This window comes from Enterobacter sp. BNK-34, from assembly GCF_048684445.1.
GTDB classification, from domain to species: domain Bacteria; phylum Pseudomonadota; class Gammaproteobacteria; order Enterobacterales; family Enterobacteriaceae; genus Enterobacter; species Enterobacter pseudoroggenkampii.
The window spans coordinates 4,456,966-4,479,307 of record NZ_JBLQUA010000001.1 but is presented as its reverse complement, the minus strand read 5'-3'; the positions used below and the strand labels follow the sequence as shown (position 1 = coordinate 4,479,307).

At 56.1% G+C, this 22,342-nt stretch carries 20 protein-coding genes; 11 read left to right on the top strand and 9 right to left on the bottom strand.

Annotation, left to right across the window (positions count from 1 at the left end):
- Positions 1–16: 16 nt before the first annotated feature.
- Positions 17–874 (bottom strand): deoxyribonuclease IV, encoded by an 858-nt coding sequence (nfo, locus tag ACMGG5_RS22060; protein ID WP_024908173.1) that lies wholly within the window; start codon positions 872–874, stop codon positions 17–19.
- Positions 875–938: 64 nt separating this feature from the next.
- Positions 939–1,985 (bottom strand): YeiH family protein, encoded by a 1,047-nt coding sequence (locus tag ACMGG5_RS22055; RefSeq protein ID WP_033146035.1) that lies wholly within the window; start codon positions 1,983–1,985, stop codon positions 939–941.
- 97 nt (positions 1,986–2,082) lie between these two features.
- On the opposite strand from ACMGG5_RS22055, the gene yieE reads away from it, so the two are divergent.
- From yieE to cirA, 3 genes are all read left to right on the top strand, one after another.
- On the top strand, positions 2,083–2,949 hold the full coding sequence (yieE, locus tag ACMGG5_RS22050; RefSeq protein ID WP_024908171.1) for a DNA-binding transcriptional regulator YeiE: 867 nt from the start codon (positions 2,083–2,085) through the stop codon (positions 2,947–2,949).
- Between the two features lie 169 nt (positions 2,950–3,118).
- The gene (locus ACMGG5_RS22045) at positions 3,119–4,588 is read left to right on the top strand and encodes an amino acid permease (RefSeq protein WP_024908170.1); all 1,470 of its coding nucleotides are present in this window, start codon (positions 3,119–3,121) and stop codon (positions 4,586–4,588) included.
- Between the two features lie 224 nt (positions 4,589–4,812).
- A complete protein-coding gene (gene cirA, locus ACMGG5_RS22040; RefSeq protein WP_420278514.1) occupies positions 4,813–6,783 on the top strand; it encodes a catecholate siderophore receptor CirA in 1,971 nt (656 codons plus the stop codon).
- 99 nt (positions 6,784–6,882) lie between these two features.
- Here cirA and fghA read toward each other — a convergent pair whose 3' ends face one another.
- Positions 6,883–7,710, bottom strand: a complete 828-nt coding sequence (gene fghA, locus ACMGG5_RS22035; protein ID WP_048992535.1) for an S-formylglutathione hydrolase — start codon at positions 7,708–7,710, stop codon at positions 6,883–6,885.
- 138 nt (positions 7,711–7,848) lie between these two features.
- On the opposite strand from fghA, the gene ACMGG5_RS22030 reads away from it, so the two are divergent.
- The 7 genes from ACMGG5_RS22030 (at position 7,849) to mglC (ending at position 16,042) form a co-directional block, all read left to right on the top strand.
- Complete coding sequence (locus ACMGG5_RS22030; protein ID WP_063622101.1) at positions 7,849–8,997, top strand: YbfB/YjiJ family MFS transporter; 1,149 nt, start codon at positions 7,849–7,851, stop codon at positions 8,995–8,997.
- 102 nt (positions 8,998–9,099) lie between these two features.
- Entirely contained in the window at positions 9,100–9,768 is a 669-nt protein-coding gene (gene folE, locus ACMGG5_RS22025; protein ID WP_008500927.1) for a GTP cyclohydrolase I FolE, read from the top strand.
- 19 nt (positions 9,769–9,787) lie between these two features.
- The gene (yeiB, locus tag ACMGG5_RS22020; RefSeq protein WP_420278513.1) at positions 9,788–10,945 is read left to right on the top strand and encodes a DUF418 domain-containing protein YeiB; all 1,158 of its coding nucleotides are present in this window, start codon (positions 9,788–9,790) and stop codon (positions 10,943–10,945) included.
- 155 nt (positions 10,946–11,100) lie between these two features.
- Entirely contained in the window at positions 11,101–12,123 is a 1,023-nt protein-coding gene (gene galS, locus ACMGG5_RS22015) for an HTH-type transcriptional regulator GalS (RefSeq protein WP_024908165.1), read from the top strand.
- Between the two features lie 294 nt (positions 12,124–12,417).
- On the top strand, positions 12,418–13,416 hold the full coding sequence (mglB, locus tag ACMGG5_RS22010; RefSeq protein ID WP_024908164.1) for a galactose/glucose ABC transporter substrate-binding protein MglB: 999 nt from the start codon (positions 12,418–12,420) through the stop codon (positions 13,414–13,416).
- Positions 13,417–13,495: 79 nt separating this feature from the next.
- Positions 13,496–15,016 (top strand): galactose/methyl galactoside ABC transporter ATP-binding protein MglA, encoded by a 1,521-nt coding sequence (gene mglA, locus ACMGG5_RS22005; RefSeq protein ID WP_008500922.1) that lies wholly within the window; start codon positions 13,496–13,498, stop codon positions 15,014–15,016.
- Positions 15,017–15,031: 15 nt separating this feature from the next.
- Positions 15,032–16,042 (top strand): galactose/methyl galactoside ABC transporter permease MglC, encoded by a 1,011-nt coding sequence (gene mglC, locus ACMGG5_RS22000; RefSeq protein ID WP_008500921.1) that lies wholly within the window; start codon positions 15,032–15,034, stop codon positions 16,040–16,042.
- Between the two features lie 50 nt (positions 16,043–16,092).
- Here the strand turns inward: mglC and ACMGG5_RS21995 are convergent, their stop codons facing one another.
- The 6 genes from ACMGG5_RS21995 to ACMGG5_RS21970 all read right to left on the bottom strand — a co-directional run bounded on the left by ACMGG5_RS21995 (position 16,093) and on the right by ACMGG5_RS21970 (position 21,445).
- Positions 16,093–17,481, bottom strand: coding sequence for a glutamine synthetase family protein (locus ACMGG5_RS21995; RefSeq protein WP_090419504.1), 1,389 nt, complete (start codon positions 17,479–17,481; stop codon positions 16,093–16,095).
- A 124-nt stretch (positions 17,482–17,605) separates the two neighbouring features.
- A complete protein-coding gene (sanA, locus tag ACMGG5_RS21990) occupies positions 17,606–18,322 on the bottom strand; it encodes an outer membrane permeability protein SanA (RefSeq protein ID WP_008500918.1) in 717 nt (238 codons plus the stop codon).
- 126 nt (positions 18,323–18,448) lie between these two features.
- Complete coding sequence (gene cdd, locus ACMGG5_RS21985; RefSeq protein WP_420278512.1) at positions 18,449–19,333, bottom strand: cytidine deaminase; 885 nt, start codon at positions 19,331–19,333, stop codon at positions 18,449–18,451.
- A gap of 129 nt (positions 19,334–19,462) precedes the next feature.
- Complete coding sequence (locus tag ACMGG5_RS21980; protein ID WP_420278511.1) at positions 19,463–20,158, bottom strand: CidB/LrgB family autolysis modulator; 696 nt, start codon at positions 20,156–20,158, stop codon at positions 19,463–19,465.
- Complete coding sequence (locus ACMGG5_RS21975; protein ID WP_014884558.1) at positions 20,155–20,550, bottom strand: CidA/LrgA family protein; 396 nt, start codon at positions 20,548–20,550, stop codon at positions 20,155–20,157. Before ACMGG5_RS21975 ends, ACMGG5_RS21980 begins: the two co-directional genes overlap by 4 nt.
- Positions 20,551–20,734: 184 nt before the next feature.
- Positions 20,735–21,445 carry a type 1 glutamine amidotransferase gene (locus tag ACMGG5_RS21970; RefSeq protein WP_248165237.1) on the bottom strand — a complete coding sequence of 237 codons (711 nt, stop codon included), beginning with the start codon at positions 21,443–21,445 and terminating at the stop codon, positions 20,735–20,737.
- A 59-nt stretch (positions 21,446–21,504) separates the two neighbouring features.
- On the opposite strand from ACMGG5_RS21970, the gene ACMGG5_RS21965 reads away from it, so the two are divergent.
- Positions 21,505–22,302 (top strand): AraC family transcriptional regulator, encoded by a 798-nt coding sequence (locus tag ACMGG5_RS21965; RefSeq protein ID WP_148769715.1) that lies wholly within the window; start codon positions 21,505–21,507, stop codon positions 22,300–22,302.
- The last annotated feature ends 40 nt before the right edge of the window (positions 22,303–22,342 follow it).

The following is a 22,342-nucleotide window of genomic DNA, read 5'->3' as shown; positions in this document are numbered from 1 at the left end:
ACGCACCCGGCTTTTTTTATGCCGCCTGTTCAGCGGTTTGCTGTGCCTTCAGCCAGGCAATCTCTTCTGCCCAGATGTCCGGATTAATGGTTTCCAGCACCATCGGAATACCGTCGAAGCGGGCGTCCTGCATAATGAAGCGGAACGCATCGTGGCCGATGTTGCCTTCGCCGAGGCTGTGATGGCGGTCAACGCGGCTGCCAAAGGCGCTTTTCGCATCGTTTAAGTGCATGCCGCGCAGGTACTTAAAGCCCACAATGCGCTCGAACTCATCAAACGTGTTTTTCGTTGCCTCGGTTGTGCGCAGGTCATAGCCGGCGGCAAACGCGTGGCAGGTATCAATGCACACGCCAACGCGGGATTTATCCTCCACGCCGTCGATAATCGCCGCCAGATGTTCGAACCTGAAGCCGAGGTTGCTGCCCTGACCGGCGGTATTCTCAATCACCGCGGTGACTCCTTTGGTCTTGTCCAGGGTGATGTTGATGGACTCGGCAATGCGCGCCAGGCAGGCATCTTCGTCGATCTGCATCAGATGGCTGCCCGGATGGAAGTTCAGCAGCGTCAGCCCGAGCTGTTCGCAGCGCTGTACTTCATCAAGAAACGCCTCGCGGGATTTTTCCAGCGCCTCTTCAACCGGGTGACCGAGGTTGATCAGGTAGCTGTCGTGGGGAAGGATTTGTCCTGGCCCGTAGTGGTACTTCTCACAGGCAGCCTTGAAATCATCAATCACTTCGGCGGTGAGCGCTGCGGCGCGCCACTGGCGCTGGTTTTTGGTGAACAGGGCGAAAGCGGTCGCCTCGATTTCGGCGGCGCGAATGGCGGCATTCGCAAGGCCACCTGCAGCGCTGACGTGCGCTCCAACATATTTCATAAAAAAACTCCTGCTAACCCGAAACGCTTATGATAGCGGGTTAGCAGGAGAAGGACGAGATGGTTTATGCCATCAGGCTGTGCACCGCGAGGTTAATGGCACCGCCTCCGACAATCAGCCAGATGAAGAGCACCAGCGCCATCAGCAGCGGTTTCGCACCGGCTTTTTTCAGCGCGCTGACGTGTGTGGTGACACCCAGCGCCGCCATGGCCATCGCCAGCAGCACGGTATCCAGCGTTACCAGCATATCGACAACGGCTTTCGGCAGCAGGTGGAAGGAGTTGAAAATCGCCACCACGATAAACAGGATCGCAAACCACGGAATGGTGATTTTGCTTTTCTCGCTGCCGCCCGCCGGAGCCAGCTGTTTAACCCGAGCGGCAAGGAAAATCAGGAACGGGGCCAGCATCATCACGCGCAGCATTTTGGCAATCACCGCCGCGTTTTCAGCTTCCGGGTTAATGGCATGTCCTGCCGCCACCACCTGGGCCACTTCGTGCATGGTCGAACCGATATAGATGCCGTAGGTTTCCGGGCTAAACCAGTGCGCCACCAGCGGATACATGGCCGGATAGAGGAAGATCGCCAGCGTACCGAAGATCACCACCGTCGCCACCGCCACGGTTACCTTGCTGGCTTCGGCTTTAACGACGGGCTCTGTTGCCAGCACCGCCGCGGCTCCACAGATACTGCTCCCGGCACCGATCAGCCAGCTGGTTTGCTTATCCAGGCCAAAGACTTTCTGGCCGATAAAGCAGGCCAGCAAAAAGGTGCTGGTCAGGGTCAGGACGTCGATGGCGATTCCGCTCACGCCCACATCCGCAATCTGCGAAAAGGTGAGACGGAAGCCGTAAAGGATGATCCCGAGACGCAGCAGGTGCTGTTTGGCAAAGATCACGCCGCCGTCGCAGGATTTCCAGATATGTGGGTAAACGGTGTTACCCACGACCATGCCCAGCAAAATGGCGAGCGTCAGCGCGCTAAAACCTGCGCCTGCGATAGCCGGGATGCTGCCGCCCCATAGCGCGACGGCGGTCACTGCGGCGCTGAGCGCAAGACCCGGCACGAAGTGCCACACTGTACGATGATGTTGTAAGGTGATTTCTGACATAACCTTCTCCTTTGTCTGGCTAAAGGTTACGGCGCTCTGGCTTAAAAATAAAATTGATTATATACTTATAATCAATCTATATAAGTGGTAAGCAACCATGCACATTACATTGCGTCAGCTGGAAGTGTTTGCCGAGGTGCTGAAAAGCGGCTCGACGACCCAGGCGTCACAAATGCTGGCGCTCTCGCAGTCTGCGGTCAGCGCGGCGTTGACCGATCTTGAAGGACAGCTGGGCGTTCAGCTTTTCGACAGGGTAGGGAAGCGGCTTGTGGTGAACGAGCACGGCCGTCTTCTTTATCCGCGCGCGCTGGCGCTGCTGGAGCAGGCTATCGAAATCGAGCAGCTGTTCCGCGAAGACAACGGTGCGATCCGCGTCTATGCCAGCAGCACCATCGGGAACTACATCCTGCCGGAAGTGATTGCCCGCTACCGCCGGGATTTCCCGACTCTGCCGCTGGAGATGAGCGTGGGCAATAGCCAGGACGTCATCAACGCGGTGATCGATTTCCGCGTGGATATTGGTCTCATCGAAGGACCCTGCCATAACGTCGATATCATTGCCGAGCCCTGGCTGGAAGATGAGCTGGTGGTGTTTGCGTCCCCGGCCTCGTCGTTATTGCAGGGCGAGGTGACGCTGGAGCGCCTGGCGCAGGCGCAGTGGATCCTGCGTGAACAGGGCTCCGGCACGCGTGAAATTGTCGATTATCTGCTGCTTTCCCATCTGCCGCATTTCCAGTTAGGGATGGAGCTGGGGAACTCTGAGGCCATCAAGCACGCGGTGCGTCATGGCCTGGGGATCAGCTGTCTTTCCCGGCGCGTCATTGCCGAACAGCTTGAAACGGGGTCGCTGGTTGAAATCCCGGTTCCATTGCCGAAGCTGGTGCGCACGCTGTGGTGCATCCATCATCGTCAGAAACACCTTTCCAGCTCGCTGCAGCGTTTTCTGCGCTACTGCGAGATGTAATCTTCCCCTCATCCTGACCCTCTCCCCAAAGGGGAGAGGGAAAAATTATGCTTTACTTATAATCCTGGCCGAGTCATGAAGCTCTCTTATAACTGAGTATTTCTGCCGGAAGGAACGCGGATCGTCTGCTACAATCGCGCCTCATTTATTAAATGGACAGCATTTTCATATGGTTTCAGAAATTAAAACCACAGAAGCGCCCACGCTACGTCGTGAACTCAAGGCGCGTCACCTGACGATGATCGCCATTGGAGGCTCAATCGGTACAGGTCTTTTCGTTGCCTCTGGCGCAACGATTTCGGCAGCCGGCCCGGGTGGGGCACTTTTCTCTTATATCCTGATTGGACTGATGGTGTACTTCCTGATGACCAGTCTCGGCGAACTGGCCGCGTACATGCCGGTATCCGGTTCGTTTTCGACCTACGGTCAAAAATACGTTGAAGAAGGCTTCGGCTTCGCGCTGGGCTGGAACTACTGGTACAACTGGGCGGTCACTATCGCCGTTGACCTTGTCGCCGCGCAGCTGGTAATGAACTGGTGGTTCCCCGATACGCCGGGCTGGATCTGGAGCGCCCTGTTCCTGGCCGTCATCTTCCTGCTGAACTACATCTCCGTGCGCGGTTTCGGCGAAGCGGAATACTGGTTCTCTTTGATCAAAGTGGCAACCGTCATCATCTTTATCGTCGTCGGTGTGGCGATGATCGTTGGTATTTTCAAAGGCGCAGAACCTGCGGGCTGGAGTAACTGGACAACAGGCGATGCGCCGTTTGCCGGTGGACTGTCGGCGATGATTGGCGTGGCGATGATTGTCGGCTTCTCCTTCCAGGGGACCGAGCTGATTGGTATCGCCGCCGGTGAATCCGAGAACCCGGAGAAAAATATTCCGCGCGCGGTTCGTCAGGTCTTCTGGCGAATCCTGCTGTTCTACGTGTTCGCGATCCTGATTATCAGCCTGATCATTCCGTACACCGATCCCAGCCTGCTGCGTAATGACGTTAAAGACATTAGCGTCAGCCCGTTCACGCTGGTCTTCCAGCACGCCGGTCTGCTTTCTGCTGCGGCAGTGATGAACGCCGTTATCCTGACCGCTGTGCTTTCAGCCGGTAACTCCGGGATGTACGCGTCCACCCGTATGCTCTACACGCTGGCATGCGACGGTAAAGCCCCGCGTATCTTCGCGAAGCTGTCCCGTGGCGGCGTTCCGCGTAACGCGCTGTATGCCACCACGGTGATTGCCGGTCTGTGCTTCCTGACCTCTATGTTTGGCAACCAGACGGTGTACCTGTGGCTGCTTAACACGTCCGGGATGACGGGCTTTATTGCCTGGCTGGGGATTGCCATTAGCCACTACCGTTTCCGCCGCGGCTTCGTCAAACAGGGTCACGATATTAACTCGCTGCCGTATCGCTCCGGCTTCTTCCCGCTGGGTCCCATTTTCGCCTTCATTCTGTGCCTGATCATTACGCTGGGACAGAACTATGAAGCGTTCCTGGCGGACACCATTGACTGGGGCGCCGTCACGGCGACCTACATTGGTATTCCGCTGTTCCTCGTTATCTGGTTTGGTTACAAGCTGACGAAAGGAACAAAATTCGTTCGCTACAGTGAAATGGAATTCCCGGAACGATTTAAACAATAACCGCACTTCCTCTCTATTAGCCCGCTCGTTTGAGCGGGCTTTTTTATTCCCACATTCTGAAACAAAGATATATTTCTTAACAATTCAATTGATAATAATTATCGTTTGCTTTATCGTTATCAAAAATAAGCGTGCTACCGACCCACCGCAGATGTGGGCGGCAGGGAAGACGCTGTGAGCAATGATGATTTGATTGAGTTGTATTTACCTCATGGAGATATGGAATGTTTAGGTTGAATCCCTTCGTCAGGGGAGGACTTTGCGCGTCCGCAATGTCCCTGGCCCTGCCTGTTATCGCAGCGGAATCCGGCGACACAATGGTTATCACGGCCTCCGCGACCGAGCAAAACCTGAAAGACGCACCGGCAAGCATCAGCGTCATCACCCAGGAAGATTTGCAGCGCAAACCCGTTCAGAACCTGAAAGATGTGTTACGGGATGTGCCGGGCGTGCAGCTCACGAGCGAAGGGGACAACCGTAAAGGGGTAAGTATTCGCGGACTGGACAGCAGCTACACGCTGATCCTAATTGACGGCAAGCGCGTCAATTCCCGTAACGCGGTATTCCGCCATAATGATTTCGACCTCAACTGGGTGCCGGTTGACGCCATCGAACGAATTGAAGTGGTGCGCGGACCGATGTCTTCTCTTTACGGCTCCGATGCGCTGGGCGGCGTGGTGAACATTATCACCAAAAAAATCGGCCAGAAATGGACGGGTACCCTGAGCGCAGATTCCACGGTTCAGGAACATCGCGACCGTGGAGACACCTACAACGGTCAATTCTATACCAGCGGTCCGCTGGTGGACGGTCTGCTGGGGCTGAAAGCCTACGGTAGCCTCGCAAAGCGTGAGAAAGACGGTCAGCAGAAGTCCTCTACCACGGCGAGCGGTGAAACACCGCGCATTGAAGGCTTCACCAGCCGCGATGCGAATGTGGAATTCGCCTGGACGCCGTCTGAAAATCATGACTTTACGGCGGGCTACGGTTTCGACCGTCAGGATCGTGACTCGGATTCTCTCGACAAAAACCGCCTTGAGCGTCAGAACTACTCTCTCAGCCACAACGGCCGCTGGGGCGTCGGCAACAGCGAGCTGAAGGTGTACGGCGAGAAGGTGGATAACAAAAACCCGGGCAACAGCAATCCGATCACCTCCGAGAGCAACGCGGTGGACGGGAAATACGTGCTGCCGCTGGGCGACATCAACCAGCTGATGACCTTCGGCGGCGAATGGCGTCACGATAAGCTGAAGGATCCGGTCAACCTGACGGGCGGTTCCGGCAGCAGTACGTCGACAAGCCAGTATGCCCTGTTCCTGGAGGACGAGTGGCGTATCTTTGAACCTCTGGCGCTGACCACCGGCATCCGTATGGATGACCATGATACCTACGGCGACCACTGGAGCCCGCGCGCCTATCTGGTCTACAACGCGACCGATACCGTAACGGTGAAAGGGGGCTGGGCGACCGCGTTTAAAGCGCCGTCACTGCTGCAGCTGAGCCCGGACTGGGTCACCGGCTCGTGCCGAGGTGCCTGTGAGATTGTCGGTAACCCGGATCTGAAACCAGAGACCAGCGAGAGCTTCGAGTTAGGTCTCTACTACAGCGGGGAAGAGGGCTGGTTAGAGGGCGTGCAGGCCAGCGTGACCACCTTCCAGAATAACGTCGATGACCGCATCAGCATCAGCCGTACGGCCAATGCGAAGCAGGCGCAGAGCTACCCTAACTACGTTGGCCTGAATGCTGACGGTGAACCGATATTCCGCTATTACAACGTCAACAAGGCGCGCATCCGTGGGGTGGAGACCGAGCTGAAATTCCCGCTGGCGGACGACTGGAAAGTGACGCTGAACTACACCTACAACGACGGTCGTGATATCAGCAACGGCGGCAACAAGCCGCTGTCCGATCTGCCGTTCCACACCGCCAACGGGACCGTTGACTGGAAGGCGACGCAGGACTGGTCGTTCTATGTTCAGGGCAACTACACCGGTGAGAAACGCGCGCTGACCAGCAGCGACCCAACGCCGGGTGGCTATGTTATCTGGAATACCGGCGCCGCGTGGCAGGCGACGAAAAGCGTGAAGCTGCGTGCGGGCGTGCAAAACCTGCTGGACAAAGATCTGAGCCGCGACGATTACAGCTACACGGAAGATGGCCGTCGCTACTTTGTCGGTGTGGATTATAAGTTCTGATGTAACCTTTATGCCCGGTGGCGCTTCGCTTACCGGGCCTACAAAACCCGCGAATGTAGGCCGGGTAAGGCAAAGCCGCCACCCGGCAATCGGCCGCACTTACCCGAACAAATGCTCCGCATGGAAGCGGAGATGATCCTCAATAAAGGACGCAATGAAGTAATAGCTGTGATCGTATCCCGGCTGAATGCGCAGCGTCAGCGGCCAGTCCTTCTGGCGCGCGGCTTCAGCAAACACCGCAGGCTGCAGCTGTCCGGCGAGGAACTGGTCCGCATCACCCTGATCGATAAGGGTGGGAATCGCCGCTTCCGCTTTGCTGGCCAGCATTAGCGCACAGCTGTCCCATTCCTGCCAATTCGCTTCATCTTCCCCCAGATAGTTCGCGAAGGCTTTCTGCCCCCACGGCACCTGAGTAGGGTTCACAATTGGCGCAAATGCCGACACGCTGACGTATTTTCCTGGATTTTTCAGCGCCATGATGAGCGCGCCGTGTCCGCCCATGGAGTGGCCGCTGATGGCGCAGCGGTCGCTTACCGCAAACCCGGACTGTATCAGCGCGGGCAGCTCATCGCGAAGGTAATCATACATGCGGTAGTGGCGCGCCCAGGGCTGCTCGGTCGCATTGAGATAAAACCCGGCGCCTTTGCCCAGGTCGTATCCTGCATCGTCGGCCACATCATCGCCACGCGGGCTGGTGTCTGGCATCACCAGCGCAATGCCCAGCTCGGCGGCAATACGCTGCGCGCCCGCTTTGGTGGTGAAGTTTTCGTCATTGCAGGTCAGACCTGACAGCCAGAACAGAACCGGCGGATTTTCCGTCGGGGGCAGGAAAATGCTGAACGTCATCGCACAGTTCAGGACGGTGGAGTCGTGCCGCCAGCGCTGCTGTCGACCTTCAAAACAACGGTGCTCTTCGAGCAGTTCCATGCAGGGCTCCTTAATGAGAATGCGTATTCATAAAAACCATAATACAGCCTTTTCATTGGCCTGTGAGTAACTTTCACTTTCGCCAGAGGGCGAGATGCTGCATCATAAATTTACTTTTCTTTAACATTTGGAGCGGTCATGGCGCTGCGTATTGCGCTCAGTGGGTTTGTCGTGCTGGTGGTGGCGATGGGGATAGGGCGCTTTGCCTTTACGCCCCAGGTGCCGCTGATGATTGCTGCCGGACAGCTTACGCTGACCAGCGCGGGTCTGGTGGCGGCGATGAATTACCTGGGCTATCTGGTGGGCGCATGGGATGCCATGCGTGCGCACCGCTTTGTGGAAACGCGCCTCTGGCTTGGCATCACCGGCGCGGTGGCGCTGACGCTGCTCTCCGCGGCGGCGGATAACGCCGTCGTGCACGGCCTGCTGCGTTTTGTCATCGGCTGCATGAGCGGCTGGTCGATGGTACTCATTGCCGCCTGGACTAACGAACGGCTGGGGCAGCTCGGTAAACCGGGCCTGAGCGCTGCGGTGTTTGCCGGACCGGGGGCGGGCATCGCCCTGAGCGGGCTGCTCGCCGTCTATATCCAGGCGAAGTCCCTGTCGGCCGGGGCGGCATGGCAAATCTACGGCGTGCTGGCGCTGGTGCTGATTGCCCTGGTGGCGCGCTACCTGCCGCGATCCGGACAGCTCCATCGACCCGGCACCGCGCCGGAGCCGCTGGTGCTGACGGCGGATTTAACGCGTCTGGTCTGGAGCTACAGCCTGGCCGGGTTTGGCTATATCCTTCCGGCGACCTTCCTGTCGCAAATGGCGGCCGTGCGTTTTCCCGGCAGCCTGTTTGCCCAGTTTGTCTGGCCGATTTTTGGTCTCGCCGCCGTGGTGGGGATTGCGCTCAGTATTCTGTTACGCCATACCTCAACGGCTAACCGCAGGCTGGCTATCGTACTGTGGTTACAGGGGGCGGGCGTGCTGGCGGCCTGGCTGCTGCCGGGGATTGGCGGGTTACTGACGGGCGGGCTGCTGGTGGGCGGCGGCTTTTTGTGTGCCGTGCAGCTCTCTCTTTTATACGGTCGCGAGCTGGCGCCAAACCACACGCGCTATATGGCGGGCCTGCTCACCACCGGGTATGCGATTGGGCAGTTGATTGGCCCCGTCACTTCGGCGTTATCAACCTGGCTTACCCACCGGCTGGAGCCGGCGCTGGGGCTGGCGGGCGTGGCGCTGTTCGTTGGAGGAGCCCTGGTCTGGAATCGTCACGCTGAAAGGCAACAGCAATTGCAATAATTATCGTCGTGAATACTGGATTATGTGCGCCGCCTCACGCACAATGAACGCATACTTTTGCCACAACGAGGGCAAAAGACGCCACACCTGCAGGAGAACAAAATGTCATCACTCAGTAAAGAAGCTGCCCTGGTCCACGAAGCCCTGGTTGCGCGCGGTCTTGAAACGCCACTGCGTCCGCCCGTACAGGACTTGGACAATGAAACCCGCAAGCGTCTGATTGCCGGTCATATGACCGACATCATGGAGCTGCTGAATCTCGATCTGAGTGACGACAGTCTGATGGAGACGCCGCACCGCATCGCGAAAATGTACGTCGACGAAATTTTCTCCGGCCTGGATTACGCCAACTTCCCGAAAATCACCGTCATTGAAAACAAGATGAAAGTGGATGAGATGGTGACGGTTCGCGATATCACGCTGACCAGCACCTGCGAACACCATTTCGTGACCATCGACGGTAAAGCGACCGTGGCGTATATCCCTAAAGACACGGTGATTGGCCTGTCGAAGATCAACCGCATCGTGCAGTTCTTCGCTCAGCGTCCGCAGGTGCAGGAGCGCCTGACCCAGCAAATCCTGACCGCGCTGCAAACGCTGCTGGGCACCAATAACGTAGCCGTCTCTATCGATGCGGTTCACTACTGCGTGAAGGCGCGCGGCGTGCGCGATGCCACCAGTGCGACCACCACTACCTCGCTGGGCGGTCTGTTTAAATCGAGCCAGAATACCCGCCAGGAGTTCCTGCGCGCCGTACGTCACCACAACTAAGTCTTACAGGGCAGGGACCATGGAGCGAAACGTCACGCTCGATTTTGTTCGCGGCGTCGCCATTCTCGGTATCCTGCTGCTTAATATCACCGCCTTCGGTTTGCCGAAGGCGGCTTATCTCAATCCTGCATGGTATGGCGACATCACCCGCAGTGATGCCTGGACGTGGGCGATCCTCGATCTCTTTGCGCAGGTCAAATTCCTCACGCTCTTTGCCCTGCTGTTTGGCGCAGGCCTGCAGCTTCTCCTCAAACGCGGTACGCGCTGGATCCAGTCGCGCCTGACGCTGCTGGTTATCCTCGGCTTTATTCACGGCCTGTTCTTCTGGGACGGCGATATTCTTCTCGCGTATGGGTTAGTCGGGCTCATCTGCTGGCGTCTGATTCGCGATGCGCACAGCGTTAAAAGCCTGTTTAACACTGGCGTGATGCTCTATGTCATGGGGCTTGCTGTACTGCTGCTGCTGGGGATGATCTCCGGCGAGACGACAAACCGTGCCTGGATCCCGGATGCCGCTAACCTGCAGTACGAGCAGTTCTGGAAGCTGAAAGGCGGTACGGAAGCGATAAGCAACCGCGCGGATATGCTGGGGGACAACCTCCTTGCGCTGGGCGCGCAATACGGCTGGCAGCTGGCGGGCATGATGCTGATGGGCGCGTCACTGATGCGCACCGGCTGGCTGAAAGGCGAATTCAGCCTGCGTCACTATCGGCGAACGGGTGTGGGGCTGGTGCTGCTCGGCGTGCTGATTAACCTCCCGGCGGTCATTACGCAGTGGCACATCCACTGGGATTACCGCTGGTGCGCGTTCCTGCTCCAGGTGCCGCGCGAACTGAGCGCACCGTTCCAGACCATCGGCTACGCGGCGCTGATCTATGGCTTCTGGCCAACGCTTTCCCGCCTGTGGATCGTCAGCGCTATCGCCTGCGTGGGCCGTATGGCGTTGAGCAACTACCTCCTGCAAACGCTTCTCTGCACCACGCTTTTCTATCGCTTTGGCCTGTTTATGAAATTCGACCGCCTCACGCTGCTGGCGTTTGTTATCCCGGTCTGGGTGGTTAACCTGGCGTTTTCTTTTCTCTGGCTACGTTATTTCCGCCAGGGACCGCTGGAGTGGGTGTGGCGTCAGTTAACCGCACATGCTTCAGGGGTATCATTGAAAAACACATCCAGATAACGATCTGGATCACAATCATTAACAAAACGGATGTAAACGTTTTCATGAGTGTGAGCTTCTTCACGTAGTCCCCTTTCTCTCGCTGCCAAAATAGCCACCTTGCTAAACACAGGGGGTGTCTGTGAGTTGCTGCAATCCTTTGAAGGATGGTGAATATGATCACCATTCGTGACGTCGCCCGTCAGGCGGGCGTTTCTGTGGCTACCGTCTCGCGCGTGCTGAACAACAGCGCGCTGGTCAGCCCTGAAACCCGTGAAACCGTAATGAAAGCCGTGACCCAGCTCGGGTACCGGCCAAATGCCAATGCGCAGGCGCTTGCGACGCAGGTCAGCGACACCATCGGCGTGGTGGTGATGGATGTATCAGATGCCTTTTTCGGCGCGCTGGTGAAAGCGGTCGACGTGGTCGCCCAGCAGCATCAGAAATATGTCCTGATCGGCAATAGCTATCATGAGGCGGAAAAAGAGCGCCATGCCATCGAAGTGCTGATTCGCCAGCGCTGTAACGCCTTGATTGTCCACTCAAAAGCCTTGAGCGATGAAGAGCTAACCGGCTTTATGGATCAGATCCCGGGCATGGTGCTGATTAACCGTATCGTCCCCGGCTATGCCCATCGCTGCGTCGGGCTGGATAACGTCAGCGGTGCCATGATGGCCACGAAAATGCTCATTAACAACGGGCATCAGCGGATCGGTTATCTGGCCTCCAGCCATCAGATCGAAGATGATGACCTGCGGCGCGAAGGGTGGCAAAACGCCCTGAAAGAGCACGGCATTATGCCATCCGAAAGCTGGGTGGGAACCGGTACGCCGGACATGCAGGGCGGTGAAGCGGCGATGGTGGAGCTGCTGGGCCGCAACCTGCAGCTGTCTGCGGTGTTTGCCTATAACGACAGCATGGCGGCAGGGGCCCTGACTGCGCTGAAGGATAACGGCATTGCGGTGCCACAGCATTTATCACTCATTGGCTTTGATGATATTCCGATTGCCCGTTACACCGACCCGCAGCTGACAACGGTGCGCTACCCCATTGCCTCTATGGCGAAACTGGCGACTGAGCTGGCGTTACAGGGGGCGGCAGGGCTGCTGGATCCGGGCGCAACGCACTGTTTCATGCCGACTTTAGTGCGCCGCCACTCCGTCGCGGCCAGGCAAACTGTGGTTCCGATCACTAACTGATTACATGAGGTGATGTAACCGTTTTCAATCTGTGAGTAAATTCACAGTATCTTAACAAGGCGCTGACTATGATGTCAGCGTTTTAGGAGCTGAAACGCTATGTAACGGTGATTATTCACTTTCACTATAGCCAACGTGCCGCAAACAACGAATAAAACGCATTTCTGGAGCGTTACCGAACACGGAAGATAGAAATTTTATAAGTGAACTTCGGCTGTCAGTAACGTTTTATTAACACCTGCCCGCCGATCGTTATTCACAAGAACTACCCTGCATAAAAAAACCGGAGATACCATGAATAAGAAGGTGTTGACCCTGTCTGCTGTAATGGCAAGCATGCTTTTTGGTGCAGCAGCGCACGCTGCGGATACCCGTATTGGTGTGACCATCTATAAATACGACGACAACTTCATGTCTGTTGTGCGTAAAGCGATTGAGAAAGATGCGAAAGCAGCGCCAGACGTTCAGCTGCTGATGAACGACTCCCAGAACGACCAGTCCAAACAGAACGATCAGATCGACGTTCTGCTGGCGAAAGGCGTGAAAGCCCTGGCCATCAACCTGGTTGACCCGGCTGCAGCAGGCACGGTTATTGAAAAAGCGCGCGGCCAGAACGTGCCGATCGTCTTCTTCAACAAAGAACCTTCCCGTAAGGCGCTGGATAGCTACGATAAAGCGTATTACGTCGGTACCGACTCCAAAGAGTCCGGTATTATTCAGGGCGATCTGATCGCCAAACACTGGGCGGCGAACCCGAACTGGGACCTGAACAAAGACGGTCAGATTCAGTTCGTGCTGCTGAAAGGCGAACCAGGCCACCCGGATGCTGAAGCGCGTACCACTTACGTTATCAAAGAGCTGAACGACAAGGGTCTGAAAACCCAGCAGCTGGCGTTAGATACCGCGATGTGGGATACCGCTCAGGCGAAAGATAAGATGGACGCGTGGCTGTCCGGCCCTAACGCGAACAAAATCGAAGTGGTTATCGCCAACAACGATGCGATGGCAATGGGTGCGGTAGAAGCGCTGAAAGCGCACAACAAATCGTCCATCCCGGTATTCGGTGTGGATGCGCTGCCAGAAGCGCTGGCGCTGGTTAAATCCGGTGCGATGGCCGGTACCGTTCTGAACGATGCCAACAACCAGGCGAAAGCGACCTTCGATCTGGCGAAAAACCTGGCCGATGGCAAAGGTGCGGCAGACGGCACCAACTGGAAAATTGAAAACAAAATCGTTCGCGTACCTTACGTGGGCGTAGACCAGTCCAACCTGGCTGAGTTTATCGGTAAATAAGTTAGCGGTACTGTCTCCACTGGGCGCAATTCGTTGCGCCCTTTTATAACGCGATATGCGAGGCCAACAAGGTATAATTATGGTCAGCACAACTACTCAGTCATCCGGTGAATACCTGTTGGAAATGAGCGGTATCAACAAGTCATTTCCCGGCGTTAAGGCACTCGATAATGTTAATTTAAAAGTTCGTCCTCACTCTATTCACGCCTTAATGGGTGAGAACGGTGCGGGTAAATCAACATTATTAAAATGTCTTTTTGGGATCTATCAAAAAGATTCTGGCAGCATTCTTTTTCAGGGGAAAGAGATCGATTTCCATTCAGCGAAAGAAGCACTGGAAAACGGTATCTCGATGGTTCACCAGGAATTAAACCTGGTGCTGCAGCGTTCAGTCATGGATAACATGTGGTTGGGGCGTTATCCCACCAAAGGTGTCTTTGTCGATCAGGACAAAATGTATCGCGACACCAAAGCGATTTTCGACGAGCTGGATATTGATATCGATCCGCGCGCCCGCGTGGGAACATTATCCGTCTCCCAGATGCAGATGATCGAAATCGCCAAAGCGTTCTCCTATGATGCGAAAATCGTCATCATGGACGAACCGACATCGTCATTAACGGAAAAAGAGGTTAATCACCTTTTTACCATTATTCGCAAGCTGAAAGATCGCGGCTGCGGCATTGTGTATATCTCTCACAAAATGGAAGAGATCTTCCAGCTGTGCGATGAGATCACCATCCTGCGCGACGGCCAGTGGATTGCCACACAGCCGCTGGAAGGACTGGACATGGACAAGATCATCGCCATGATGGTCGGCCGTTCCCTGAACCAGCGCTTTCCGGACAAAGAAAACAAGCCGGGTGAAGTGATTCTGGAAGTGCGCAATCTGACCTCATTGCGTCAACCGTCTATCCGCGATGTCTCCTTCGACCTGCACAAGGGTGAAATCCTGGGGATTGCCGGGCTGGTGGGGGCAAAGCGTACCGACATCGTGGAAACCCTGTTTGGCATTCGTGAGAAAGCCGAAGGCACCATTACGCTGCACGGAAAGAAAATCAATAACCACAACGCCAACGAAGCCATTAATAATGGTTTTGCGCTGGTGACGGAAGAGCGTCGTTCGACCGGTATTTATGCCTATCTGGATATTAACTTTAACTCGTTAATTTCTAACATTCGCAATTACAAAAACAAAGTCGGGCTACTGGATAACTCCCGCATGAAGAGCGATACCCAATGGGTGATTGACTCCATGCGCGTGAAAACGCCAGGCCACCGCACCCAAATTGGTTCGCTGTCAGGCGGTAACCAGCAGAAAGTTATTATCGGCCGCTGGTTATTAACCCAGCCAGAAATTCTGATGCTGGATGAACCGACCCGCGGTATTGACGTCGGCGCGAAGTTTGAAATTTATCAGCTGATTGCCGAGCTGGCGAAAAAGAATAAAGGGATCATTATTATTTCTTCCGAAATGCCGGAATTGTTAGGGATCACAGACCGTATCCTGGTTATGAGCAATGGTCTCGTCGCCGGTATTGTTGACACCAAAACGACAACGCAAAACGAAATTTTGCGTCTTGCGTCTTTGCACCTTTAAGATCAGGGGCTCCTCATGAGTGCGTTAAATAAAAAAAGTTTTCTCACTTACCTGAAAGAAGGCGGTATTTACGTTGTTCTTTTAGTACTGCTGGCTATCATTATTTTCCAGGACCCTACGTTCTTAAGCCTGCTGAACCTGAGTAACATTCTGACCCAGTCCTCCGTGCGTATTATCATTGCGCTGGGCGTGGCGGGCCTGATCGTGACCCAGGGGACGGACCTTTCTGCCGGTCGTCAGGTGGGTCTGGCGGCGGTTATCGCGGCAACCCTGCTGCAGTCGATGGAAAACGCCAACAAGGTCTTCCCGGAAATGGCCACTATGCCGATTTTCGTGGTGATCCTGATTGTCTGCGCCATCGGTGCGGTGATTGGTCTGATCAACGGTATCATCATCGCCTACCTGAACGTGACGCCATTTATCACCACCCTGGGTACGATGATCATCGTTTACGGTATCAACTCCCTGTATTACGACTTTGTCGGTGCTTCACCCATCTCGGGCTTTGACAGCGGCTTCTCGACCTTTACGCAAGGGTTTATTGCGCTGGGCAGCTTCCGCCTGTCGTATATCACCTTCTATGCGCTGATTGCGGTCGCCTTCGTCTGGATCCTGTGGAACAAAACGCGCTTTGGCAAAAACATCTTCGCCATCGGCGGTAACCCGGAAGCGGCGAAAGTGTCCGGCGTAAACGTTGCCCTGAACCTGCTCATCATCTATGCCCTTTCCGGGGTGTTCTATGCCTTCGGCGGGATGCTGGAAGCCGGCCGTATCGGCTCTGCAACCAACAACCTTGGCTTCATGTACGAGCTGGATGCGATCGCAGCCTGTGTGGTGGGAGGCGTCTCCTTCAGCGGCGGTGTGGGTACCGTACTCGGCGTGGTGACTGGTGTGATCATCTTCACCGTCATCAACTACGGGTTGACCTATATCGGCGTGAACCCGTACTGGCAGTACATCATCAAAGGCGCCATCATTATCTTCGCGGTTGCGCTGGATTCACTGAAGTACGCGCGTAAGAAATAATCGTCTCTCGCGATACCCGGCCCGCTCACCGAGCGGGCTTTTTTTATGCCTTATGCCAGCTGTGACTCCTCTCGGGTCACAATGCGTTCAAACCAGTCGAGTTCAGAGAGCTTGCAGGCGATCCACTGTTCGGAAAAGGCGTCGCCCAGGCTGTCGGTGAGGTACTGACAGCGGGCAAAAGTCTCAATCGCCTCCTGCTGAAACAGCGGCAGTTCAGGTTGATCGTGCTGCGGTTCGGGCAACTCCTCCTCGTCGATATTTTCCAGCCCGTACAGCATGCCGGTCAGAATAGTAGCAGCCACCAGATACGGATTGGCGTCAGCCCCGGCCAGCCGGTACTCGATACGACGGTTGTGGTCTTCCGAGCAGGGAATACGCAAAGCGGCGGAGCGGGTGTTATAGCCCCAGGAGTTAAATACGGGTTCCGTCAGGTTTTTACGCAGGCGACGAAACGCGTTGACGCCTGGCGCAAGAATGGCGATAGAGGCGGGCATCAGCGCCAGCTGGCCCGCGATGCACAAACGCACCATGCTGTTCAGCGCGTTAACCGGGGAAGCAAAGACGTTTTCGCCGCGGCTGTCGTTGAGGCTGAAATGGAAGTGCAAGCCGCTGCCGGAAAGTTCGCTGAAGGGCTTGGCCATAAAGTTGGCCTGCAGGCCGTGCTTTTCGGCAACGTATCGGGTCAGGCGACGCAGCGCCAGCACGTTATCGCAGACCTCAACGACGCGATGGCTGTGCTTCAGGTTTAATTCGTACTGACCGGACTCGGCTTCCGCTACGACCCCTGACAGCGGGATGTGCTGCAGGTGCGCCAGCTGTTCCAGTTCGTCAAACAGCGCGGCATGCGCCGACGAGGTATCCATATGAAAACAGCCCTGATTTTGCGGATCCCGATCGTCATGCCCCGTCAGATAGAACTCGATTTCCGGGGCAATCACCGGGAAAAGGCCGTGCCGGTGGAAGCGGGCCAGTACGTTCTGCAGTATCACGCGCGGCTCAAGCGGGCAGGGACTATCGTCGCTGTCTTTCATCGTCAGCAGGATCTGCGCGTTGTGCTGCGGATCCTGCGGGCAGGGACGCAGGGAGCCGGCGACCGGAACGCAGAGTCGGTCCGGTTCATCATGAAGCGGGGCGGCGATTTTTCCCTTCTGATCCATCGAGTAGACCGAAAGGGGAAAGTAACAGCCTTTTTCCAGACTCAGCATGCTCTCCACCGACAGACGCTTGCCACGCATCGTGCCGTTGATATCGTTCAGGTAAACGTCTACATGTTTCGTCTGCGGGTAACGTTCCAGGTAATCGGCTACTTCCACTGAAATGTTGTGCTGCAGGGCGTCAATTTTTTCATCAAGCCAGAGACCGGAATTGAGTGCGCCAGGAAGTGATAAACCGGGAAGGTTAAAATACGGACGGAGACTTTTGAGGAAAAACGCATTCATTATCGAGTTCATAGTCATTCTTCAATGAAGCCGTAGCGGCAGTGAACTCAGCTTAAAAGAGCCGACGTAAAGGGGAGATAAAAAGCGTCAGGCCCGGCGTAAAGAAAGTATAAAGGCGGTGCTGTTATTTCTCTTTTTTCTGCATATCGAGCAGCTGCTCGGGCGTGACGGCCGGGTAACCCTGGGCGTCTTCCGGCACTTCGTGCATCGCCGGAATCGGCACCAGCGGGCCTAAAAAGCGCGGTTCGCGTTTGAAGATATACAGATCGGCCAGGGCACCAAAGCGGGCACCGAACTCGCGGACGCGCACGCTCAGCATATCTTTTGGCGACGGCACCGCGTAGCACTGTGCCTGAATGCCCATGTGCAGGGCGATAAACAGCGCGCGTTCGCAGTGGAAGCGCTGGGTGATGATGATGAAGTCGTTGGTGTCGAAGACTTTGCGCGTGCGCACGATGGAGTCCAGGGTGCGGAACCCGGCGTAGTCGAGCACGATATCGGCAGGATCCACGCCCGCTGCAATCAGGTCCTTACGCATCGTCACCGGTTCATTGTAGCTTTGCAGGGCGTTATCCCCGCTCAGCAGCAGGTAGTTCACCTTGCCGCTGTTGTAGGCGTTCAGCGCGCCCTGAATGCGGTAACGGTAATACTGGTTGATGACGCCGGTGCGGTAATACTTGGCGGTGCCGAGCACCACGCCAACCTGACGATAGGGCAGGTCCTGCAGGTCGTCAAAGATGTAGGGGGCGGTTTTCCAGCTCATCCAGCGGTCGAGACCGAGCACGATCAACAGCAGTATGCCGACCAGGACAGACAGGCTGTAAAAAACGCGCTTTAACATGCAGATGGCTCGTGCGTGGATGAAATTTAACTCAGGCTACTTTACCCGCCTGGTTAGCGCAAGAAACAGCGACTCAACTGAGGGGTTTTTCAGCAAACTGGCGGGCATTTCTGCCCGCCGGAAGGATTACGCCAGCAGTACGCGGTCAATTGTCGTACAGCCTAACGCTTTGAGCGTTGCGGCGGTGGCATCCCACTGGATCAGCGGCGCATCGGCAATCTCGGCCAGAATGGCGCGCTGAATGTTCGGATAGTCATAGCCGTTCAGGCTCAGCAGGTTAAGTGCGCCCTGCAGCGGCGGCAGCGTTGGGTTAAACGCGGCGTTTTCCGCATAGCTGCCGGTGAAGATTCGGCCATCGCGGCACTGCAGCGCCACGCCGCTCGGGGACTTGCTGTACGGCGTGTGGCTCTTGTTGGCGGCGGTAATCGCCGCCTGGCTCAGGTCATCGCCGGACAGGGCGAAACCGTGGTTCTGCTCGTCCATCAGCAGGGTTTTGATCTCCAGATCTTTCGGGCCAAACGCGTCAGGCAGATAATCCCCCAGCGTGTGCGGCGCGCGGCCTGGCAGATTGATGCGCAGCTGCAGCCCGCTGTTCAGCTCGTTCATAAACTGACGGCAGTGGCCGCAGGGGGTGTAGTTAACGGTAATGGCGCTCAGGGCTTTTTCACCGCGCAGCCAGGCGTGGCTGATGGCGCTCTGCTCGGCGTGAACGGTCTGCTGCATGGTTGCGCCCAGGAACTCCATGTTGCCGCCGAAGTACCAGGTGCCGCTGACGCCGCGCGCAATGGCCCCGACGTTAAAGTGGGAGAGATCGGCCCGCGCGCAGGCAGCAGCCAGAGGAAGCAGTGCGAAAGCCAGCGCGTCTTCATCCAGTCCCGTTGCCTGTTTCAGCATCGTGACCTGCTCCGCGGTCAGCAGGGCGGGGAAGTGCGCATCTGCCAGAACGGGAGCAAGGGCTGACTGCAAATTCTCTGCAAGCTGGGCGAAAGCAGCTTGAAAACGTGGGTGCATGGCGTTTGCCTCATAAAGGTTAATGGATCGGTAGTTTACGGAGCCGTCAGGGCTTTATATGTGATCCACTTCTCATTATGTATGCAACTTATGAAATCAAAATGAAATTTGCGCGACGCATCGCAAATTTTAGCCCATCACCGCCAGAATCAGCGGGAAAATGAACGGGGCCAGCAGGGAGGTAATAATCCCGCAGATCACCAGCGCCAGGGAGCTAAACGCCCCTTCCTGATAATCCAGCTCCGCGCAGCGGGCCGTGCCCAGGGCGTGGGAGGCGGTGCCCATCGACAGCCCCCGTGCCGCTTTAGTATGAATACGCATCGCGTTCAGCAGGGTGTGGCCAAACACCGCGCCGAGAATACCGACGAAAATGACGCACATCGCGCTGATGGCCGGAATACCGCCGAGGCTGCCCCCAACCGCCATCGCGATAGGCGTGGTCACCGATTTTGGCAGAATAGAGGCGGCAATCTGCGGCGAGGCACCCATCATCAGCGCCACCGACGTACCGGTGATCATCGCCACCAGGCTCCCGACAAAACAGATGGTAATGATGGATTTCCAGCGGGCGCGGATCTGGTGCAGCTGCTCGTATAAAGGAAAGGCGAGCGCCACGACAGCGGGCTGCAGCAGGTCGTTTAAAATTTTGCTGCCGGCAAAATAACGCTCGTAAGGAATACCGGTAAGCAGCAGGAGCGGAATAATCACCACCATCGCCACCAGCAGCGGGTTCAGCAACGGCATTTTGAAACGTGTGGCAAGCTTGCGCGCGGCGAAGAACACCACCAGGGTTAACGGCAGCGACCACCAGATATTGGCCATCATTTTTTTGTTTTCTCCCCGATCACGTTACGTTCGCCATGCACCAGATGTGAACTCCAGCTCACCACCAGGAAAACCACCAGCGTACTGACCGCGCAGGAGACCACGATCGGGCCGAACTGGGCCTTGAGCAAATCAAAATACTGCATGACCCCGACGCCGATAGGCACGAAAAGCAGCGCCATATAGCGAATGAGGACGAAGCAGCCGGGGTTGACCCATTTTGCGGGCAGGATTTGCAGCGCCAGCAAAACGAAGAGGATCAGCATGCCGATAATGCTGCCGGGGATGGTGATGGGCAGCAGCGACGCGATGAAAATCCCGGCATACAGACAGGCGTAAATCAGGACGAATGCGCGCAGATATTGCCAGATAATGTTCAATGATTTGCTCATGGTGATAGTCCTTGCTGAAACGCATTCATCATACAATTAAACCTAAAAATGTGCCATGGATCACATCATGAATTTTGAGCACACCAGACATTCCGGAATGGAACGTCCGGTATCACCATAACGGTGCAGGCTACAGTTTAGAGGAAAGGGATTGCGCTGGCGAAACGGCGTGCCAGAGAAGGTATCAGCGACAGGCTGTCAGTTTATCGAGAAAAGAAAACAGCACCTGGTTCATTTCGCAATAATCATGGGAGCGGAGTTTTTCTGCCGTTTCGACAAAACGGAATTCACCCGCGCGGCGGAGGTCACTCTGCGAATGCTCAATCAGCAACTCTACCAGCTCCGGCGTCAGCTCCATATGGCACTGGAAACCGTAAACCCGTTCGCTGTATTGCACGATCTGGCGGGGACAGCCCTCGCTGTAAGCGAGCACCTTAGCCTGTGGCGTCAACCCAGGCATATCGTTATGCCAGTGACCGACGTTCAGCACGCTGCCAAAATCCTCAAACAGCGGGTTCGCCTTGCCTGCATCTGTGAGCCTGATGGGGAATTTGCCGATCTCTTTTTCCGGGCTATGACAAAACGCTGCGCCCAGCGCTTCGCCGATAAGCTGCGAGCCCAGACAAACGCCAATCACCGTTTTACCCGCCTCTATCGCGCGGCTGATGAGCGTCTTTTCCGCCTGCGCATCAAACCAGGGGCATTCCTCACGCGTGGTGGCGGGTGACTGCGGGCCTCCCATGATGATGAGCAAGTCTGTGTGCCCTGGCGTTTCGGGTACAGGATCGCCCTGATACACTCTGGTGTAGCTCAGACTGCAGCCGCGACTTTTCCCCCAGATTTCATAGGCGCCTGGCGCCTCGAAATGTTCATGAATAATAAAATGGATGTGCATTGCGTCTCTCTCTGGTTACATGTACAAGCAGCATCATAAGAGGAAGGGGGGAATGTGAAATGCCAACCGTTATCGATAAAACGCCAATTCACGACGATGCTATCGGATGGTCAAGAGGGGCGATTCGCTATACGCGCGGCGAAGTCGATCCGCCTCACCAGCATTCGCAGGGACAACTTTTGTTTGCCATCAAAGGGGTCATGCTGGTCGAAACCGGCAGCAAACGCTGGGTCATACCGCCACAGCGCGCGCTGTGGATCCCTCCCTTTCAGGAGCATACCTACAGCGTGTTATCCACAACGGAGCTGCGCGCGGTCTGGTTTAGCCCGGCGCTGATAGCGCAATGCGAGCCTTTTAAACGGAAAGACGAGGTTCATGTGATTATGGCCACAGCGTTGTTCAAAGAGCTGATTGCCGGGCTGTTCAGCGCGGAATACCGGCCAGCCAGTCAGCGCAGCATGGCCGTTTTGCTGCTCGATATCCTCAGTGAAGCTCAGCAAATCTCGGCCGAATTACCGATGCCCGTGGATGAGCGCTTACATCGCATTGCCTGTGACATCATTGCCAACAATCTCTGGGATCTTTCTCTGGAAAGGCTGGCGGAACGGGCCGCGATGTCTGAACGCACGTTTTCACGCGCGTTTATCAACGATACCGGCTTTAGCTTCCGGGCCTGGCGACAGCGTGCCAGGATTTGTGCCTCGCTGGACCTGCTCGCCAACGGATACCCGGTTAAGCAGGTGGCCTGGATGCTGGGCTTTTCCGGCCCGGCGGCATTTGCGGCGGCGTTTCGCGCCATTGTTGGGGCAACGCCGGGTGACTTTCTGCCTGAACAGAAGCGCTTCCCAGCGATATAGAGAGCGGCTACTATAGCGCGTCTTTTTTCACAGGTACTGC

Coding starts and splice junctions, on each gene's coding strand:
- nfo (WP_024908173.1), bottom strand. CDS start 874: ATGAAATATGTTGGAGCGCACGTCAGCGCTGCAGGTGGCCTTGCGAAT.
- ACMGG5_RS22055 (WP_033146035.1), bottom strand. CDS start 1,985: ATGTCAGAAATCACCTTACAACATCATCGTACAGTGTGGCACTTCGTG.
- yieE (WP_024908171.1), top strand. CDS start 2,083: ATGCACATTACATTGCGTCAGCTGGAAGTGTTTGCCGAGGTGCTGAAA.
- ACMGG5_RS22045 (WP_024908170.1), top strand. CDS start 3,119: ATGGTTTCAGAAATTAAAACCACAGAAGCGCCCACGCTACGTCGTGAA.
- cirA (WP_420278514.1), top strand. CDS start 4,813: ATGTTTAGGTTGAATCCCTTCGTCAGGGGAGGACTTTGCGCGTCCGCA.
- fghA (WP_048992535.1), bottom strand. CDS start 7,710: ATGGAACTGCTCGAAGAGCACCGTTGTTTTGAAGGTCGACAGCAGCGC.
- ACMGG5_RS22030 (WP_063622101.1), top strand. CDS start 7,849: ATGGCGCTGCGTATTGCGCTCAGTGGGTTTGTCGTGCTGGTGGTGGCG.
- folE (WP_008500927.1), top strand. CDS start 9,100: ATGTCATCACTCAGTAAAGAAGCTGCCCTGGTCCACGAAGCCCTGGTT.
- yeiB (WP_420278513.1), top strand. CDS start 9,788: ATGGAGCGAAACGTCACGCTCGATTTTGTTCGCGGCGTCGCCATTCTC.
- galS (WP_024908165.1), top strand. CDS start 11,101: ATGATCACCATTCGTGACGTCGCCCGTCAGGCGGGCGTTTCTGTGGCT.
- mglB (WP_024908164.1), top strand. CDS start 12,418: ATGAATAAGAAGGTGTTGACCCTGTCTGCTGTAATGGCAAGCATGCTT.
- mglA (WP_008500922.1), top strand. CDS start 13,496: ATGGTCAGCACAACTACTCAGTCATCCGGTGAATACCTGTTGGAAATG.
- mglC (WP_008500921.1), top strand. CDS start 15,032: ATGAGTGCGTTAAATAAAAAAAGTTTTCTCACTTACCTGAAAGAAGGC.
- ACMGG5_RS21995 (WP_090419504.1), bottom strand. CDS start 17,481: ATGAATGCGTTTTTCCTCAAAAGTCTCCGTCCGTATTTTAACCTTCCC.
- sanA (WP_008500918.1), bottom strand. CDS start 18,322: ATGTTAAAGCGCGTTTTTTACAGCCTGTCTGTCCTGGTCGGCATACTG.
- cdd (WP_420278512.1), bottom strand. CDS start 19,333: ATGCACCCACGTTTTCAAGCTGCTTTCGCCCAGCTTGCAGAGAATTTG.
- ACMGG5_RS21980 (WP_420278511.1), bottom strand. CDS start 20,158: ATGATGGCCAATATCTGGTGGTCGCTGCCGTTAACCCTGGTGGTGTTC.
- ACMGG5_RS21975 (WP_014884558.1), bottom strand. CDS start 20,550: ATGAGCAAATCATTGAACATTATCTGGCAATATCTGCGCGCATTCGTC.
- ACMGG5_RS21970 (WP_248165237.1), bottom strand. CDS start 21,445: ATGCACATCCATTTTATTATTCATGAACATTTCGAGGCGCCAGGCGCC.
- ACMGG5_RS21965 (WP_148769715.1), top strand. CDS start 21,505: ATGCCAACCGTTATCGATAAAACGCCAATTCACGACGATGCTATCGGA.